Source organism: Paenibacillus sp. UMB7766-LJ446 (assembly GCF_030226665.1).
Taxonomy (GTDB): domain Bacteria; phylum Bacillota; class Bacilli; order Paenibacillales; family Paenibacillaceae; genus Paenibacillus; species Paenibacillus vandeheii.
In genome coordinates, this window is the sequence record NZ_JASOYM010000016.1 from 21,152 (window position 1) to 40,389 (window position 19,238).

A 19,238-nucleotide genomic window follows, 5' to 3' on the forward strand; every position below is an offset into this window, starting at 1 on the left:
AAACGGCAATTGGGGCGGACTTCAGTTTACAACTATTGTTGCTTGTTTTCTTTGTACTTCTTGTACGTGTCATTCGAAATCTGCATGTACTGGGACAAGCCTTGGCTCTCCAATTCCTTTACGAACGCATCAAACTCGGTAAGTTTACGTTCACCCAAAATAAATTTAAGCGTATTTTGATCTGAGAAATCCTTAAGTGGTGTGCTAAGCAGCGTCACTTGTTCCCGATCGATATCCGAGTAAGGAATGGGCGGCTCAGCAGGAACAACTTCTTTGGTATCTTTCATATCCTGCTGGAATTTCAGTTCTTCCTCGCTAAACATGGATTGCAATAAATCAGTCGTTCCGCCATAGGCAAATACACCACCGGAGAAACCGTAATCAATACGTAAATCCTTCGTACCTTTTGGGTTCAGTCCGTTAAAGTTCACATCTTCGGCCAGTTTACGGACGCCATCCTGTTTCGTGAAGGTTTCTCCTTCTACACCCCACTTGGCAAATTCCTGACCTTCATCACTGTAGTAGAGCCAGTCAATAAATTGTAGGATTGCTTTAAAATTTTCGTTATCCTTAACTTTCCCTGAAATCATGACACCGTTTTCAAGTCTGGAGCCAGACATTAACTGTCCTTTTGGACCACCAGGAACGGTAATTTTAGCGATGGAGAAATTCCCTTCACCTAATGTTTTGTTCATGTCATTACGGTGAAGAACAACTGTTTGGGAGTTACCATTAATAATAAACGATTTACCAGAAACGAATTTTTGTGTAGCCTGATCATCATCCTGAGTGAAACTTTCCTTATCAAGCAGCCCCTCTGATACAAGCTTATTAAAGTAAGTTAACATTTCCTTGTATTCCGGGGTGGTCGATGTGTATACAAATTCATCCTGATCTTCTTTATACGTTAAACCATTGCCAAATCCCCATCCAGCTTTCGTTCCAAAACCCGTAGCAGCAATATTCAATGTACTGTTGAACTTGAATCGATCCGAGAAAGGGATGGAATCTGGATAGATTTCTTTCAGCTTCTTGGCCGCATCATACAATTCATCCCATGTCTTCGGAATGGCAATATTGTTTTTCTCGAAAATATCCGTTCTCACGACGAGTGAGTAATCAGGCCATACCTCTTCATGCAGACCTGGAAGGACGTAGTATTTCCCATCTTCTTGTCGAAGGCCCTCAAGCTCATCCTGAAGTCCCCATTTCTCTACTTTGTCCTTGAAATTGGGCATCAAATCAACATAGTCACTCACTGGTAAAATCGCACCCGAGGATACAAAAGCAGATTCTTCACCCGGATAGGTTTTCGGAATAACCAGCGGGGCATCTCCTGAGCTAATCAAAAGGGATCTTTTCTGGGAATAGTCACTCATTGGAACGATGGTAGGCTCCAGCGTGACTCCGGTTTTTTCCGTGATTTTTTGGAAGAGAAGCCAATCCTTCTTGTACGGGTATGCAGGCTGGTCACTGTAAAGAATAGACAGATTAAATGGTTCCGTGGCTTTGAAGGTTTCTCCTACACCATAGGATTCCATGGCCCCCTTGGATTCTGGTTCGACTTTTTCACCACCAGCTCCGCTGCTACATGCTGCCAGAACGACACTCATCATTGTTGCCAATACCAACTTGCCTACCAGCTTACGTGGTCTCTGTTTCATTCAATTCTCCCCCTGAATGTGGTTTAGATTGGCCTTGCAATCAAGATGTTGAACTATATTATTAGGTCAGGATTACTGCTTAACAGATCCCAACATGATACCGGTTACAAAGTAACGTTGAACAAAAGGATAAATCGTTAAAATAGGCAAAATGGTGAGTACCATGGTGACCGATTTGATATTTGCAGAAATTTGAGTCAGATTATCGGCTGAAGCACCAGCCGAAGCCCCACCGGTTGCACCTGCAATCATGTTGCGCAAGTAGATCGTAACCGGGAACAGTTCCTTTTTGTCGAGATACAGGAAGGCTGGAAACCAGGAGTTCCAGTGTCCTACAGCGTAAAACAGAACCATCGTAGCCATGACAGCTTTACTCAGCGGTAGAATAATCCGTAACAAAATGCCATACGTATTCAGACCGTCGATAGCTGCCGCTTCTTCAAGTTCCTCAGGCATATTTTCGAAAAATGATTTCATAATTAACATGTTATAAATGCTGATTGCGCCAGGCACAACCAATGCCCACATCGTATTATTGAAGCCCAGGGAGTTAATCAGGACGTAGTTAGGAATCAGGCCGCCACTGAAAAACATCGTAAAGACCGCGAACATGGTCAAAAACTTTCGTCCCATTAATCTCTTTTTGGATAAGGCATAAGCGAAAATGGTCGTCATGAACATGGAAATTAACGTACCTACAACGGTATATATAATTGTATTTTTATAGTTGGTCCAGAACATGCTGTCTCGAGATATGGTCTTGTAGGTTTCTACATTAAACCCTCTTGGGATAATGCTTACCTTGCCTGAATTGATATAAGCCTCGCTACTGAAGGATTGGGCCACGACATTCAAAAACGGATAGAGCGTGATGAACACCACAAGCAGCAAAAAGATGGCGTTGAATACTTTAAATACTTTGTATGATTTTGATTCCAGCATATTGCTCCTCCTTTACCACAAGCTTCGTTGTGTCAGTCTGCGTGAAATTGCATTAACCGAGAATACCAGGATCAGTCCAATAATGGATTCGAACAAACCAATGGCGGTAGCATAGCTGAAATTGCTGGATTGCAAACCTACCCGGTACAGATAAGTAGAAATCACGTCAGATGTCTCGTAGATCAGCGGATTGTAAAGGAGCAAAATTTTCTCAAATCCAACCGCAAGGAAATTTCCCATGTTCAAAATCAGCAATGTAACGATCGTTGGCAAAATGCCCGGTATGGTTATGTGGATGGTTTGCTTCCATCGGTTCGCACCATCGATCCGTGCTGCCTCATACAAAGAATCATCAATTGTCGTCAATGCAGCCAAATAAAGAATCGCTCCCCACCCCATACCTTGCCAAACCTCAGAGGTGATATAAATCGTTCTAAACCATTCCGCTCGCTGCATGAAAGGAATACTGTCTCCAGTGAAAAATGAAACCATTCCGTTAATCGAGCCATTGACTGCCGTTAATTGCAGAATCATTCCGGCAACGATAACGATGGACAGGAAGTGCGGAAGATAAGAAGCGGTCTGCACAAACTTTTTGAAACGTTTGCTTTTCACCTCATTCAGCAGCAATGCAAAAATGATCGGAACTGGGAAGGTGAACAGTAGCGCGAGTCCACCGAGCATGAGTGTGTTTCCAAATACCTTCCAAAAGGTTGGGTCTTGAATGAACATTTGAAAATACCTGAATCCAACCCACGTCTCCCCAAAAATACTACCTCCCGGTACAAATCGTCTGAAGGCGATTACATTTCCGAGCATTGGCCCGTATTTGAAAATGATAAGATAGATAATTGGAAGAATTAACAGTGAGTATAATTGCCAATCTTTACGAAGCAGAGCTGCAGCCGTTCTTAACCTGCTTTCTTTACGTAAAGAAGTCATCGTTAGTGTGGTTTTAGCGGTTTCCGACTCCATATGTTATTTCACTCCGTTCCTTAGCTTGATAAACTAAAAGCGTTTTCGATCATTTCTCATCATCTCTTCTTTTCGTAGAAGACAAGTAATCAGATGACTTCACCCCCACCGCAGAATAAATTAAAGAGATAATGTAAGCGATATCAATTTTGGGAATCCCTAGAGGTATCCATTGTTTAAGAAACTTACCGTCATTTGGTACTTCATGTTGCCCGTTTTATTTCCAGAATTAATAGGTTTCCCTCAACTATGTAAAGCGCTTACAACGAATATGAAAATATTAGCGAATAACCCCCGCTTCCTCTTCATTCAAGTAAGTCAAAGAAATTCGCTGCTTTCATTCGCATACTAGTCATACTAGTATGTTAGTTACATTCTAAATCAGCAGTTCTATAATTTCAATAACTTTTAGTAAAAAATTTTAAATTACGTTAATACGGTATAGTTTTAGCTGTCTCAAAACAAAAAAACATTGTAAGGTTTCATGGATGAAGTACATCTCATGAAACCTTACAATGTTTGGTCAGAACACAAAAAAATACGATTTATGATGCACTAATAGAGAATTCAGCAATAATGCGTTCCAATTCGGATAAATGCTTGATTTCATGGTCAGGCACATACGATTCGGTATTCACTTTATTCTCACGGTTAATCCAAACAGACTGAATGCCTGCAGACAAAGCACCACGAATATCAGTCGTAAGCTTATCTCCAACCATCATGCTCTCCTTAGGCTGTACTCCCAGCTTACTCAATGCGTGCTCGAAAATCGAAGGGTCAGGTTTTCCTTTACCGAACGAACCCGAAATAATAATTTCGTCAAAAAAAGGAGCTAATTCAGGAACACCATCAAGTTTCTCTTGTTGCAACGCAGGACAGCCGTTGGTTAAAAGCAAAAGCTTGAACTTCCCTTGTAGATGACTTAATGTTTCCAGCGTTTCTTCATAGACATGGGGTCTCGATCTCCGCTCTGCCCCAAATTGTGAGGCAAGTCTTTCCGCCAGATCTTCACGATCAACACCAAGCTTTAACAAGCCACGACGCCATGACTCTTTACGATATGCAGGTGCAAGCTGCTCCAGCTGGCGAAACTCCTGCTGATCCCCACCCGTGAAGTTCGCCCAAAGACCTTCAAACGGATTGATCCCAATCATTTTGGTAAACGAAAAAGTTTCATAGGACTCATATAGATTACGTGCCTCATTACGAACAGCTTCTTCAAGGTCTTCAGGTTTAATTCCAGTCTCTTGCGCTGCGATCAGGCAAGTCTCATGAAAGGCCTCTCGAACACTGCGTTCATCCCACAACAAAGTATCATCCAGGTCGAACAAAATCGCTTTTAACGCCATTTCGGTCATCTTCCCCTTTATGCAATAATTACTTTTTCTCGTAAGTTTCCACGGTGATCTGATGTGCTTTGGCGAATTTTAGAAGACGTTCAGTAATTGCATCGGTATCATAACGATTGAGTAGTTTGGTAAACACCCATCTCTTACCTCGTGAATTATGCTCAATCACAACTGTGCCTGGCTCAATTCTGAATTTCACGATATCGTCAACTCCAATTGAACGCTCGCGATTGCCCTTTGTCGTCAAAATCCGGTTAGTTCCTATTTTGACATAAGGACGACGGAGCATGAAGATGACTGCCAAAAATACATACAGCAACATGGTCACCCAGTCCCAGGTGGTCATCGGAGCTTTAACAAGAAACGTACTCATAAAGAGGTACAGGAATGCTAGTCCGATCAGAAAAATAGGAAACAGAAGGCTGCGTCCTTTGAATACGTCCTCACCTGGTGTACCGGAAACCGGTTGACCGCTTTTTTTACGTTGCTGATTCAACTGCTTAGAATTTTTCCGAACCGTTCTCTCGAACGAACGCGACATGAGAATCCCCCTTAGATGTTCTTTGTATCGGCTTACATAAATGTAAACCAACATTTCCCCCTATAATTTGCAACCTCTAGATAACAGGAAGAAACCTAAATATCATATATGATATCATTAGGTTTCCTTAATGTTTGAGTTTGCCTTGGTGGCCTTGATCATTCTCATCATCTACAATTTCAATCGTATCCAGCTGCTGTCTGAAATTGCTTCGAATGTTATTCAAATAGATCTCTCTAAGCTTGGCACGTTCAGCGAGCTCTTCCTCTGTCAATCCAGTCGATTTTTGCTTACGGGCCAATTCATTAATACGTGCTACCAGACTATCTATATCCAAGCTTGTCCCCTCCAAAAATACAAAGTCTTATTAACTTTGACATGTTAAAGGCAGCTTGTCAAGCTGACACGCATTAGCGCGTGTGAATATGCAGTTTTATTCTGTGAATTGTGGCAGTATTAAGACTTGCCCCACCTTTATTGAAGTGGACTGAAGTTGATTCACTTTCTTAATTGCTTCTATATATACACGTGTATCCATCGTTTCCGGTTTATGATCCAATGATATACTCCACAGCGTATCTCCTTGTGAAACTGCCATCTTTCCTCCAGGCAACATATCGTTCTCATTGCCTGCAAATACTGTTAGCACTGTACTGCAACCAACTAATATAATTAATGATACGATTATAAATTTCAACACCCAGGTTGGAATATTACCTTTTGCAAAAACCTTCTTAAAATTTCTTATGTTAGTTTCAACCACTTCTGAATGCACCGGTTCGTAAATGCTTTGATAAGTAGAATATCTCATTAAATATCGACCTCCAAACGTTTGTTCCTATCCGTTGAAATCAATATAACACGAACACTTGTTTTGCACAATAACTTTTCAGAACAATTGTTCGCTTTTTTTTATTGAGTTCTATCACTCATCTTTCTTCTACTATCTTTCTTCTATAGTATGGCACTATCATTTGCAGTATTTGCTTAGAAGCAAAAGTAATTTTCATATAAATTCGCAAAAAAACATTTATTTTATGGCATTTTATTTAGAACTTATGTTTGTACGAACGGAGGTTCTATGTTATAATTTTCCCAAACGTTACTAAAATGGGGTTGATACGGTATGTCGAAGATATCCAGCAGGCAACAGGCTATTCTGGAGTTTATACGCAATGAAGTCCGGTTGAAGGGGTATCCTCCTTCCGTACGCGAAATTGGTGAAGCCGTTGGATTGGCTTCCAGCTCTACAGTACATGGACATCTGGATCGTTTGGAGAAGAAAGGTCTAATTAGACGTGACCCAACCAAACCAAGAGCCATTGAGCTTCTCAGCCAGGAAGAGTCAGAGCATTCACATCAGTTTGCTCACAGCGTTGCTCGCATTCCTGTAGTTGGTAAAGTTACTGCAGGGGTTCCAATCACAGCAACAGAAAATATCGAAGATTATTTCCCTCTTCCTACGCATTATGTGGGCGAACAGAAAGTATTTATGCTTTCGGTCGTGGGAGACAGTATGGTTGAAGCAGGCATTGTTAACGGAGATTATGTTATCGTACGTCAGCAGCAAACTGCAGATAACGGCGATATCGTAGTAGCCATGACTGAAGACGATGAAGCTACGGTAAAAACGTTCTACAAAGAGAAAGATCATATTCGTCTTCAACCGGAAAATTCGACTTTTGAACCTTTGCGTTTGAAACACGTTAGCATTCTGGGCAAAGTTATTGGCCTTTTCCGTGATATTCATTAATATGTTTTGAAGCAGCTTAGATGTTTCACAATAAGATACTTAAAGAGGTTGTCCCGTTGAACGGGACAACCTCTTTTTCTGCCTACTGCTTATATTGGTCTACGTAAGCTTGTTATTCACTGCGTTTAAGAATGCTCTTATGATGAGAAAATACATCAAAGCTCTGTTGACCATGGTAGGAACCCATTCCACTTTCTCCTACTCCGCCAAACGGAAGATAATGAGAAGTCATATGAGACAATGTGTCATTTATGCAACCACCACCAAAAGATACTTGATTCAGAACCTGAGCCTGCAGAGCCTCATCCTTAGTGAAGAGATATAATGCAAGTGGTTTTGGACGGCGAACAATCTCATCTAGCATAGGATTGAGGTCGTTAAACTTAAATACAGGAAGGATCGGACCAAAGATCTCTTCTTGCATCACAGGGGATTCCCAATCCACTTTTCCCAGTACTGTTGGTTCAATAAGCAGCTGATCACGTTCAGAACATCCCCCGATCAGTGTTTTGCCATCTTGGAGTAACACCGATAAACGGTCGAAGTTACGCGCGTTGACGATATGCGGAAAATCTGCGTTTTGCATCACATCATCTCCGAATTTATCCTGAATCTCTGCATCGATCAATTCCAGTAATTTGTCATGTACATTCTCGTGTACAAGCAGGTAGTCCGGAGCGACACAGGTTTGCCCTGCATTCAGAAATTTACCGCGAACAATGCGCTGTGCTGCCAGCTTCAAATCTGCATCTTGGTGAACAATGACAGGACTCTTACCACCTAGTTCCAACGTAACGGGAGTCAAATGCTCAGCAGCAGCCTTCATAACGATGCGGCCAACACCAGTACTGCCTGTAAAGAAAATATAATCAAACTTTTCCTTCAACAATGCTGTACTTGTCTCGACTTCCCCTTCCATAACAGCCACGTACTTCTTGGGAAATATCTCATCAACCAAATCATATGTCAGACTTGATACCGCAGGAGTTAATTCCGATGGCTTAATAATAGCACAGTTACCTGCAGCAATAGCTCCAATCAGAGGACCAAAGGCCAATTGGAACGGATAGTTCCACGGTGCAATAATAAGAGCAACGCCATAAGGTTCAGGATAAATCAGGCTTGTGCCATGAGGTATAGCAGAATTTGTAGGCACAGGTTTTGGTGTAGCCCATTCCTCCAAGTGTTCCAATGCAAAATCCAGTTCACCCAACACGATGCGAATCTCTGAGCCATAAGCTTCTGTTTCGGATTTATTGAGATCCGCACGAAGTGCATCAAGAATACGTTGCTGATACTTCTCAATTCCATGTCTTAATTGCTGAAGAGCACGAATACGGTACTCAATCGGCTTGGTCTGGCCTGTATAAAAAAATGTCCGCTGTGCGGCAACGAGTTGTTTCTCTTCTTCCATATTAACATCTCCAATTAATTGTTCAAAATTTAATTTCTAAAAATATAAATAAATTATACCGCAATTATATGAAACTATCAACATATAGATACTGTAGAGACAGAGGAAACAATTAAAACGTTCTCTTTTTTCACAGACGCACTTTCGTCTAATTAAATCCTACATTTTTCTCTTCATCATATACATTTTGAGCGAGAATACTTACACACATCTCTTTATGAGAACAGGATTGACAAAGAATGAGGTCATTGCTATAATCGCCCTCATATCTTAAGGAAGGATGATTTAGATGGTTCGTCGTCTAAAAAAACTAAAGAATGTAGCTACCGTATCATGCTTCTAAGTTACCCAGAAATATAACTTAGAAGCGAGGAAACTAAAATGAATATAAACCAATTTAATCACTGGTCTGAAATTAAGTATTTAAAAGACATTGTAACCAACCCATTCATCGAAGTTGGCGATTACTCTTATTACTCCGGTTATTATGATATCAATTCTTCTTTTGAAGATGGATGCGTAAGATATTTATGGGGAGATGACAAATCGAGGAGTTTATTCAACCCCATTGAGGAATTTGGTTGGCAAATAGATCGATTAATTATCGGTAATTATGTATGCATCGCAACTGGTGTCGTTATTCTTATGGGAGGAAATAACAATCATCATGCGGAGTGGATCACTGTTTATCCGTTTGCACATCAAATTAGCCATTCCTTCTCACCCAAAGGAGATACCATTATAGAAAGCGATGCATGGATTGGCATGAATGCCATGATTATGCCAGGTGTTACCATTGGTGAAGGTGCGATTGTTGCAGCAGGCTCAGTTGTAACAAAAGATGTCGCTCCTTACACGATAGTTGGTGGCAATCCTGCAAAAGAAGTAAGGAAGCGTTTCTCAGAAGAAGAAATCATGAAGTTAAAAGAAATGCGCTGGTTTGATTGGAAAAGAGAATCGATTGAAGCAATCGCTCACTTACTTTCTAGTTCTTCTATTGATGGGTTATATGAGTACTATTTATCGGAAATTAAGGACTAAGACCTATAGATATAAAGCCAGATAGAATAATAATATTCTATCTGGCTTTTTTAATTAACGAATAAGCTGATGAAGGAAGTTAAGCATTCACGAATGATATGCTTGATCACTATTATTTTTGGGGGACCATTTTGAGGCATTAATTTTTATCGTCAATTTCCCCCTTGCCCACAAAAAGAAAAAACCCTCAGCGCTAGAGCGCCAAGGGATTGAGCTATTAGTACAATGTGATATATTGATCGCGTTCCCATTGGTGGACTTGTGTTCTATACATGTCCCACTCAATTTCTTTCAGCTCATAGAAGTGAGCCAGGGCGTGGTCGCCGAGAGCATCACAGATAACTTCACTGCGGATCAATTCGTTCAAAGCTTCTTTCAGGTCAGCTGGCAAGCTTGGAATGCCTTCTTCCACACGCTCTTCTTCTGACATGATGTAGATGTTACGGTCAATCGGAGCTGGTAAGGAAAGCTCACGTTTGATTCCATCCAGACCTGCTTTCAATAAAACAGCCAAAGCCAAGTAAGGGTTAGCAGCCGGATCCGGATTACGAACCTCAACACGTGTACTCAGACCACGGGAAGCTGGAATACGGATCATTGGGCTACGGTTACTGGCGGACCATGCTACATAACAAGGGGCTTCATAACCTGGTACAAGACGTTTGTATGAGTTCACAGTTGGGTTCGTAATTGCTGCAAACGCACGCGCATGCTTCAAAGTTCCAGCCATGAAGTGACGTGCAGTTTTGCTCAGACCCAGCTCGTCCGACTCGTCTACGAATGCGTTCACTTTGCCTTGGAACAAGGATTGGTTACAGTGCATACCGGAACCGTTCATACCAAACAGCGGTTTCGGCATAAAGGTAGCATGTAGACCATGCTGACGTGCAATCGTTTTAACAACGAGTTTGAACGTTTGGATCTGGTCTGCTGCTTTTAGAGCATCAGCATATTTAAAGTCGATCTCATGCTGACCTGGAGCTACCTCATGGTGGGAAGCTTCGATCTCGAATCCCATCTCTTCAAGGGTAATTACGATATCACGGCGACAGTTCTCGCCAAGATCCGTAGGCGCAAGGTCGAAATATCCACCTTGGTCATTCAGTTCGTTAGTCGGGTTTCCTTTTTCGTCTGTTTTGAACAAGAAGAACTCTGGTTCAGGACCGACGTTGAAGGAAGTGAATCCCATTTCTTCGGCTTCTTTCAGGTTTCGTTTCAAGATGCCACGCGGATCTCCTGGAAACGGATTACCATCCGGAAGATATACGTCGCAAATCAGTCGAGCAACACGGTTCTCGGCTACCCAAGGGAAAATCAGCCAAGAATCGAGATCCGGATAGAGGTACATGTCGGACTCTTCAATACGAACATAACCTTCAATGGAAGAACCATCAAACATCATTTTATTGTCCAGAGCCTTGGTAAGTTGGCTCACAGGAATTTCAACGTTTTTGATTGCTCCAAGCAAATCGGTAAATTGCAAACGAACGAATCGTACATTTTCTTCTTTTGAGATGCGTAGTATGTCTTCTTTAGTAAAACTCACGATACCCTCTCCCTTTCTTCTCTCCGTAATTGGCTTGCCTGTTATATTTGTACATTAGAATATTGCATGGGTCAAGGAGTCCCCCTACCCAAAAGCAGGATTTCCCCTGACTTACGAGGTTATACGAACTTATTTTTTATTAAAGAAACGGGAAAGCTCTCCCTGAATGAGAGATACTTGTCCCGGTCTCTTACCTGACACCAGTTGTTGTTTCAACAGACGGTGCAGTTGGGAGTCCGAAAGTTCTCTGCGTTTCACTTCCGTATCGGGTGTAATAACAGTCGCTTCTTCTGACTCCTTGGATACAGGATTCATCACTTGTTTAATACCCGCGATGTTAACTCCTTTTTCAATCAGAGCCTTGATTTCCAGCAATCGTTCTACGTCATTGAAAGAGAACAAACGCTGATTACCTGACGTTCTCGCAGGAACAATCAAGCTGTGCTGCTCATAATAACGAATCTGACGCGCGGACAGATCCGTAAGTTTCATTACAATACCTATCGGGAATAAGGCCATATTTCTGCGAATTTCGTCACCCATCATTCATCAACCTTCCAGTCATCTTTTCTTCACTCTATTGTACAGTTAGTTATTACTAAGTGTCAATGATGTGTTAGATAAACTCACAATAATTTGCGTTCTTTCATCGTCTGTAATGCCATCAAAACGCCATATTTAACATGAGAGTATGTTAAACCACCCTGCATATAGCCAATATAAGGCTCACGGATAGGTGCATCTGCTGACAATTCCAGACTTCCACCCTGTATAAACGTACCTGCCGCCATGATGACAGGGTGCTCGTAACCCGGCATGTCCCAAGGTTCAGGAACTACATGGCTATCTACTGCAGCAGCCCGCTGTATTCCTTGCACAAAGGCAATTAAATGCTCGGCCGTACTGAATTGTACAGCCTGAATCAGATCTGTACGCATCTCGTTCCATGCCGGTTTGGTTACAAATCCGGATGCAGCAAACATCGCCGCAGCGAATGTGCTCCCTTTAATGGCCTGTCCTACAATTGTCGGAGCCATGTAAAGTCCTTGGTAGATGCCACGAGTTGTTCCCAACATCGCGCCAACCTCACCGCCAATTCCGGGAGCAGTCAAACGATAGGCAGCCAATTGTACGTACTTTTCCTTCCCGCATATGTATCCACCGGTTTCCGCCAGACCTCCACCGGGATTTTTAATCAGTGAACCTGCCATTAGGTCCACCCCAATTTCAGTTGGTTCACGTTCCTCCGTGAATTCACCATAACAGTTATCCACAAAAACGATGACATCTTCCTTGATCGCCTTTACACGTGTAACCATATCAGAGATTTCTTCAATACAGAAGGAAGATCTCCAATCATATCCTCTGGAGCGTTGAATACCAATGACTTTTGTCGCTGCATTGATACTTTTCTCTACCGCCACCCAATCTACTCCGCCATCTTCTAACAGAGCCGTCTCTTGATAGCCAATGCCGAAATCCCGTAACGATCCTGTTCCATCACCAGGCTTGCCAATGACCTTATGCAATGTGTCATAGGGCTTACCCGTAATGTACAACAATTCGTCGCCTGGACGGAGTACGCCAAACAAAGCCGTAGCAATGGTATGTGTACCTGATGCAAAATGGGGACGCACCAGTGCCGCCTCTGCACCGAACACATCGGCATACACTTCATCAAGTACCTCACGCCCGCGATCGTTATAAGCGTACCCCGTTGAACCCGCAAAGTGAAAATCGCTGACTTTTCTACGCTGAAAAGCATTAATTACTTTCCATTGGTTATGATCGGTGATACGGTCAATCTGTTGCAATTGCCCTTCAATTTGACGTTCAACCTGTTGTTGTAGTTCAATAATCTCTGAATCAAAACTTGCCATCTTGCTTCATTCCCCTTCATAGCACGAATCTGACGTCAAATATCAATTATCGTGTCAACTTATCATACAAATATGTCATCGACGTTACAGTTGTATGAAATCTTCAAGTAAATAACCGAATTTTTCATATTCGCCTTTTTGCAGTTCCACTTCATAAATTACATCATTATCTTCAAATGTGGTCTCAACTACATCACCAATTTTGTAAAGTACAGATGTAAGATCCCCACGGTCAGCCGGAATACGGAACCGTTTGGTAGCGCCAGTCAATTCAGCCTGGATAAGCTCACGAATTTTCAGCAAGTCATCTACATCCAGAGCGCTCACTTTGATATGTTCTTTATCCAAAGGAAGCATTTCAAGCTGCTCCGGTGTACAAGCATCCTTTTTGTTATACAATACCAATTGAGGCTTGTCCCCTGAACCCAGTTGCTGCAAAATCGTGTGTACCGTTCTCATCTGGTCTTCACGCATTGCAGATGATGCATCGACCACATGTAATATAAGGTCCGCTTCATTCACTTCCTCCAGCGTTGCACGGAAAGCCGCAATCAGATCATGAGGAAGGTTTTGTATAAACCCAACCGTATCTGTGAGTACGATTTCTTTACCACTTGGCAGTTCCATCGTCCGTGAGGTTGGATCCAGTGTGGCAAACAGCTGGTCTTGAATATACACATCTGCCGCCGTTAATTGTTTAAGCAAGGTGGATTTACCCGCATTGGTATAACCTACAAGGGCTACCTGAACGATCCCCGTCTTTTTACGACGTTCCCGGTGCAGCTTGCGATGACGTGTCACTTCTTCCAAATGACGCTTCAAGTCATCTATGCGGCCACGAATATGTCGACGATCCGTCTCCAGTTTACTTTCACCTGGACCCCGCGTTCCAATTCCGCCACCAAGTCTGGACAAATTCTTCCCGTGACCCGACAAACGTGGTAACAAATAGCTCAACTGAGCCAACTCAACCTGGATAATACCTTCTCTTGTGTTGGCGCGCTGCGCAAAGATATCCAAAATCAGCTGGGTGCGGTCAATAATTTTGAGATCCAACGCTTCTTCCAGGTTACGAACTTGAGCACCGGACAGCTCCTGGTCAAAAATAGCTGTTGTTGCTCCCATTTCCTCAGCCACTGCACGAAGTTCTTCCACTTTCCCCTTACCAATGAACCATTTGGTGTCCCGGGTTTTCAGGTTCTGTGACAATACACTCAGCACTTCCACGCCTGCCGTCTCGGCGAGTTTTACCAACTCCTCAAGGGAGTACTCCGGGTTAATACCCGAACGTTTGACCTCATCGGTAACCAGACTCACCAACACGGCGCGATCCTTCTTCACCATATCTGTATCATGTGTGCCATTTGTCATCGTGTATATTCACTCCTTCTTCTACGTCTCCGCATATATTCTGTGCCACTCATGCTTACATGGCATGCTTTAAGCCGAACCGGTTAACCCGGCCGGCTGCGTTAAAAATTATATTATCGCTTACTTTTGCTCAAACTTCAAATCCTCTGTGCGGATGGTCATCAGCTCCAGTTTTCCCGGATTCCCCTGGGTATACTGCTCCAATAATCGAACTGCCTGATGGCGAATCGATCGTTCAATCGCATTTCGGACATATCGTGCGTTGCTGAACGCATGAAGAGACTCATTTTTTTCCTGAAGAAGATGCTGCTTTAGTTTGAGTATGGTCTGTGGCATGAGAATATAGTCACGTTCCTTGGCCATAATTTCGGAGATTTGAATCAATTGATCAATGCTATAGTCCGGAAACTCAACCTGGATCGGAAAACGGGAAGGTAATCCGGGATTGGTTTGCAGAAAAAAATCAATCTCTTCCGAGTATCCTGCCAAGATGAGGATAAATTGATTCTTATTATCTTCCATTGATTTTACAAGTGTGTCGATAGCTTCCTTCCCAAAATCCTTCTCGCCCCCGCGAGCCAGACTGTACGCCTCGTCAATAAACAAAATTCCACCCAGTGCCTTCTTAACCAGATCTCTCGTTTTCTGTGCAGTATGCCCGATGTACTCCCCGACCAGGTCTGCACGTTCAACTTCAATCAAATGACCCTTACTCAGAACTCCCATCTTCTGAAACAGCTTCGCAACGATCCGTGCTACCGTTGTTTTTCCAGTTCCCGGATTGCCTTTGAAAATCATATGATACACGTGCGCCCCACTTATCAGTCCTGCTTCGGTACGCATCTGGGCAATCTGTAAGAAAGCATAGATTTCAAATACCAAATCCTTGATATTTTCCAGTCCAACCAGCTGCTCCAATTCACCTTGAATTTCCTGAAAGTGCGTATGCTTGGCTAAGCCTTTTGCTGCCTGTATTGCCGTCTCCTCTTCTTTGACCAGCATCTGAGGTTCCTGGTTACGCAAAACAACATTAATTTGTCTGGATGGTCTGCCTCCCGGTTGCCCTCCTGCAGCCATGACCCGTCCGTTCATTCGCCATCACCTCTATTTTATCGGGCTGAACTCTCCTGATTATTAATGTATTCTATCAGGTGCTCTAATATTAGAAGGATGATGAAGAATTCTGCGACTTTTCCATGACTCAAATCTGAATATTTTTTTTGAACTCCCCATTCTCAAACAGGGTTTGTCTATGCTTCAGAGACAGTTGGAAATAAGGAAACACATGTGCATCAATGGCATGCAGCAAGTCCTTTGCTGTCCGGTTAGCCAGATCGTAATCCCCCGTCGTAATGTGCTTACGTGAAAGAGCATCTTCAAGTTCATCCTCGTCCAGCAAAAATATTTCTCCATCCTTCAGGACGACGACATCCAGATACAGATCATCAAACCACGGAACACCCTGATCAGTTATTCCCTGACTGCGGCAAGTATCAATATACCATTCAACAATCCGCTCCTGATCGTCAAACATAGCCGTTACAACAAAATGCTCGCCTTTCGGATAATACTGCAGCCAGGAATAACCTTTATCCGCAATGCAGAAGGTACTTCCTCCATAGGTTTTCCACAAAGGCTCTTTCAAATCTTGTATCGTATACAGCGTAATGTAACCTGTGAAAATTTTGGATTGAACGAACCGGCATGTAAATTGTCGGTTCGTAATCCGGCGCCAGTTCGCGCGGTCCCCGAATTTCCGTTTCATACGAACCCCTCTTTGCCGACTACAGGTCCGTGACCTGCTGAATATTGGTGAACAGCGAATACCGTCCGCATTACCGATTCCACAAGTCCCTGAATCGACTTTGCACAACGTATTACGAATAGTTACAGCTTACCATATTTAAGTTATACACTCAAAATCAAGCTTTGTCCCATCTGTTGCAGGGCTCTTGTTCCACTCCAAACATTACACAAACCCAAAAGCCTGCTTCCCCAACGTCAGGGAGCAGGCTTTAGGTTGTAATTAATTAATGCGGTTTATTCTCATTAACCACCGGTTCCAGCTTGGGAATCTGGCGGTGCATTCGTCTCACCAGTGTTACCACTGTTTCCACTATCTGGTGGCGTGACTACCTCACCCGGTGTCGTTACAGACCCATCATTGGAACCCTCACCCGTACCTCCAGGTTCTGTTGTTCCCTGTCCAGGCGGCGTGTTTCCTTCTCCGGTCTGTCCGTTCCCTTGACCTGTCCCGCCATTGTTTCCATTATTCCCGTTACCATTGTTGCCATTTTCATTTCCGTTCCCGTTGCCGTTGCCATTGTTACCCTCAGAACTTCCATTCCCCGGAGAACCGTTGTCCGGATTTTCTGTTCCTGGCTGCTCGGTCCCCGGTTCCGTTCCTGGCTCCGTGCCCGTATCTGGCTGTTCCGGTTCCAATTCCTCCGCTTCAATCATTAGAGATATGGTATTGGACGGATCCGTCTCCAGACCAGAGGCAAGATCATAGGCTGTTACATAATACTCATAAGTAAGCCCAGGGAGCGCACTTAAATCTTGTGCACTGGTCGAACCTACAGCATCAATGAGATGGGTGAACTGTCCTTCGGAAGATTCTTTCCGATAAATCCGGTACTGTGTTGACGAATCGCCTGTTGCAGTCCAGTTCAATGACACCGTTTGTGTAGATGGATCGTAAGAACCATTCAACCCGCTAACAGAAAGCGATGGTTGCTCTGGTTCTTTTTCCGGCGGAGGTGGTGTCTGGGCTCCTGCTGGAGCTTTGAAGTCCTTCACAGGCACTCCTTTTAACGCATCCCCCATAACTTTGGCAAAGAACGCCGCTGACAGCTTACTGCTATTCTTGAGCATATGGTTTGCATCAGGATTGTCATAACCCATCCATACTGCAGCAGTCCATTCTGGCGTGTATCCGACGAACCAAACATCACGGTTGGCACTGTTGCCGGAAATACCACTTTGAACGGTTCCCGTCTTACCGGCAACCGGTCGATCCAGACGTGCGGAACGACCTGTACCGTCATTCACCACGTTTTGCAGCATCTGCGTCAGGGAATACGCATTCTGCTCACTCATGACACGTGTTGTATCCGATTTATCGTGTTTAAAGGTCGTTTTCCCGGAACTATCCTTAATTTCCTTAATGGAATACGCCTGCTGGTACTCACCCAGATTGGCAAATGCACTATAGGCTTGCGCCATTTCCAGCGTATTCGTACCTTTGCTAAGACCACCCAGCGCAATCGCCAGGTTTTTGTCTTCATCCGTAAGCTGAATACCTACGCTTTTTGCAAACTGAACACCTGTATTCACACCAATTTTATTTAAGAGCCATACTGCCGGGATGTTCTCCGATTTTGTAATGGCATCCGTCATGCTAATGGTTGAAGAATAACCATGCAAGTTACCCGGACAGTAATTTCCGAAGCATTGCTTCTCATTACTGAGAGGTGAGTTTGCATTGTAATTACCTGACTCAAGTGCAGGTGCATAAGTCACAATCGGTTTAAATGCCGATCCAGGCTGTCTGCGACTCTGTGTTACCCGGCTATAGCCCTTTGTTTGATAATCCCGTCCGCCCAGCAAAGCGACGAGACTGCCATTTTCATGGTTCATAATTACCATGGAGCCTTGAACTGGTTGATCATCTTTACTTGACTCAAACAAGCTATCATCCGAGAACGCACTCTCCATGGCTGTTTGAGCCTGAGCATCCATCGTCGTGTAAATTTTGTACCCGCCGATATTCAGATCATCCTCCGTTTTACCAGTCACTTTTTCCGCTTCACGCAGAACATAGTCAATAAAGGCTTGATACTTCTGGTCTTTCTCAGGTGGAGTATAGTCATAATCTACTTCTTTGGCTTCATCCATCTCCGCCTTGGTGATGTAACCTTGCTCATACATCAGCTGCAATACCACGGCGCGGCGTGCCTTGGAATCGTTGGGATTGCTCAGGGGGTTATAGGCAGAAGGCCCTTTAGGCATCGCTGCCAGGGTAGCAATTTGCCATATTTCTAATCTGTTAAGGTCAGACTCCCCAAAATAAAATTCAGACGCCGCCTTAATCCCATAACGCTGATGACCGAAGAAAATCCGGTTCAAATACATCGTCAGAATTTCGTCTTTTGTGTACTTGCGCTCCAATGCCATCGCAATGGATACTTCCGTTGCTTTACGGAAGAAGGTCTTGTCACGGGACAAGAACATATTTTTCGCAAGCTGCTGGGTCAACGTACTGCCACCCTCCACCATGGAGCGGGCCATGACGTCTTTTACCGCCGCCCGTCCGATGGACCAGATATCCACGCCCTGATGCTCGTAGAATCGTTTATCCTCGGTCGCAACAAAGGCTTCCTTTACTAATTCCGGAATATCCTCTTCTTTGACTGGCTCCAGCTTTTGAATGGACAACTCGCCCATTAACTGTCCGTTGCGATCATATACTTTCGAAGTTTCATTGATTGTTGTTTTGTCCATATTGGCTTTGAGCAGCTTTTCCCCACTCACCATAATAAATAAATATCCGCCAAGTGCACAGAATATGGCGATTGCCATGGTAAAAAACAGTGTCCATCCAACGCGTTTACCCGTAATTTTTTTCTTTTTAGAGGTCTTTGGCTTCGCTTTTTTGGATGACTTGTTATTACTGTTGCGATTGTTAGACCTCGACAACGGATCGTTTGGCATGTTACCTCCTGACTCCCTTTCGGTTGCATAATTTCTATTCGTCTGC

Annotated in this window: 17 protein-coding genes; 2 read left to right on the forward strand and 15 right to left on the reverse strand. The window is 43.5% G+C overall.

From position 1 onward, the window contains the following. Positions 1-32 precede the first annotated feature (32 nt). The 7 genes from QP794_RS28580 to QP794_RS28610 all read right to left on the reverse strand — a co-directional run bounded on the left by QP794_RS28580 (position 33) and on the right by QP794_RS28610 (position 6,285). Positions 33-1,664: an ABC transporter substrate-binding protein gene (locus QP794_RS28580; protein ID WP_285080103.1), complete on the reverse strand. Its 1,632-nt coding sequence runs from the start codon at positions 1,662-1,664 to the stop codon at positions 33-35. A 72-nt stretch (positions 1,665-1,736) separates the two neighbouring features. Then, entirely contained in the window at positions 1,737-2,606 is an 870-nt protein-coding gene (locus QP794_RS28585) for a carbohydrate ABC transporter permease (protein WP_024630394.1), read from the reverse strand. A gap of 12 nt (positions 2,607-2,618) precedes the next feature. Then, positions 2,619-3,548, reverse strand: a complete 930-nt coding sequence (locus tag QP794_RS28590) for an ABC transporter permease (RefSeq protein WP_373456214.1) — start codon at positions 3,546-3,548, stop codon at positions 2,619-2,621. Positions 3,549-4,126: 578 nt separating this feature from the next. Continuing rightward, on the reverse strand, positions 4,127-4,933 hold the full coding sequence (locus QP794_RS28595) for an HAD family hydrolase (RefSeq protein WP_285080104.1): 807 nt from the start codon (positions 4,931-4,933) through the stop codon (positions 4,127-4,129). A gap of 28 nt (positions 4,934-4,961) precedes the next feature. Beyond that, a complete protein-coding gene (locus QP794_RS28600) occupies positions 4,962-5,474 on the reverse strand; it encodes a hypothetical protein (RefSeq protein ID WP_285080105.1) in 513 nt (170 codons plus the stop codon). 127 nt (positions 5,475-5,601) lie between these two features. Then, positions 5,602-5,811 carry a DUF896 domain-containing protein gene (locus QP794_RS28605; RefSeq protein ID WP_024630398.1) on the reverse strand — a complete coding sequence of 70 codons (210 nt, stop codon included), beginning with the start codon at positions 5,809-5,811 and terminating at the stop codon, positions 5,602-5,604. 96 nt (positions 5,812-5,907) lie between these two features. Then, complete coding sequence (locus QP794_RS28610) at positions 5,908-6,285, reverse strand: LysM peptidoglycan-binding domain-containing protein (RefSeq protein WP_285080106.1); 378 nt, start codon at positions 6,283-6,285, stop codon at positions 5,908-5,910. A gap of 315 nt (positions 6,286-6,600) precedes the next feature. On the opposite strand from QP794_RS28610, the gene lexA reads away from it, so the two are divergent. After that, positions 6,601-7,227, forward strand: a complete 627-nt coding sequence (gene lexA, locus QP794_RS28615; RefSeq protein ID WP_024630400.1) for a transcriptional repressor LexA — start codon at positions 6,601-6,603, stop codon at positions 7,225-7,227. Positions 7,228-7,339: 112 nt separating this feature from the next. On the opposite strand, the gene QP794_RS28620 is transcribed toward lexA, so the two are convergent. After that, positions 7,340-8,641: an aldehyde dehydrogenase gene (locus QP794_RS28620; RefSeq protein ID WP_285080107.1), complete on the reverse strand. Its 1,302-nt coding sequence runs from the start codon at positions 8,639-8,641 to the stop codon at positions 7,340-7,342. A gap of 381 nt (positions 8,642-9,022) precedes the next feature. Between QP794_RS28620 and QP794_RS28625 the strand changes: the two genes are divergently transcribed. Beyond that, on the forward strand, positions 9,023-9,682 hold the full coding sequence (locus QP794_RS28625) for a CatB-related O-acetyltransferase (protein WP_285080108.1): 660 nt from the start codon (positions 9,023-9,025) through the stop codon (positions 9,680-9,682). A 217-nt stretch (positions 9,683-9,899) separates the two neighbouring features. Here QP794_RS28625 and glnA read toward each other — a convergent pair whose 3' ends face one another. The 7 genes from glnA to QP794_RS28660 all read right to left on the reverse strand — a co-directional run bounded on the left by glnA (position 9,900) and on the right by QP794_RS28660 (position 19,192). Then, complete coding sequence (glnA, locus tag QP794_RS28630) at positions 9,900-11,228, reverse strand: type I glutamate--ammonia ligase (RefSeq protein ID WP_024630465.1); 1,329 nt, start codon at positions 11,226-11,228, stop codon at positions 9,900-9,902. Between the two features lie 129 nt (positions 11,229-11,357). Then, positions 11,358-11,771 (reverse strand): MerR family transcriptional regulator, encoded by a 414-nt coding sequence (locus tag QP794_RS28635; protein ID WP_024630466.1) that lies wholly within the window; start codon positions 11,769-11,771, stop codon positions 11,358-11,360. A gap of 83 nt (positions 11,772-11,854) precedes the next feature. After that, the gene (locus QP794_RS28640) at positions 11,855-13,108 is read right to left on the reverse strand and encodes a methionine gamma-lyase family protein (protein WP_285080109.1); all 1,254 of its coding nucleotides are present in this window, start codon (positions 13,106-13,108) and stop codon (positions 11,855-11,857) included. 84 nt (positions 13,109-13,192) lie between these two features. Continuing rightward, positions 13,193-14,479 (reverse strand): GTPase HflX, encoded by a 1,287-nt coding sequence (gene hflX / locus QP794_RS28645; RefSeq protein ID WP_285080110.1) that lies wholly within the window; start codon positions 14,477-14,479, stop codon positions 13,193-13,195. A 120-nt stretch (positions 14,480-14,599) separates the two neighbouring features. Further along, on the reverse strand, positions 14,600-15,571 hold the full coding sequence (locus tag QP794_RS28650) for an AAA family ATPase (RefSeq protein WP_285080111.1): 972 nt from the start codon (positions 15,569-15,571) through the stop codon (positions 14,600-14,602). 109 nt (positions 15,572-15,680) lie between these two features. Then, complete coding sequence (locus QP794_RS28655) at positions 15,681-16,244, reverse strand: ribonuclease FAU-1 family protein (RefSeq protein ID WP_285080112.1); 564 nt, start codon at positions 16,242-16,244, stop codon at positions 15,681-15,683. 284 nt (positions 16,245-16,528) lie between these two features. Beyond that, a complete protein-coding gene (locus tag QP794_RS28660) occupies positions 16,529-19,192 on the reverse strand; it encodes a PBP1A family penicillin-binding protein (protein ID WP_285080113.1) in 2,664 nt (887 codons plus the stop codon). Between the last annotated feature and the right edge of the window lie 46 nt (positions 19,193-19,238).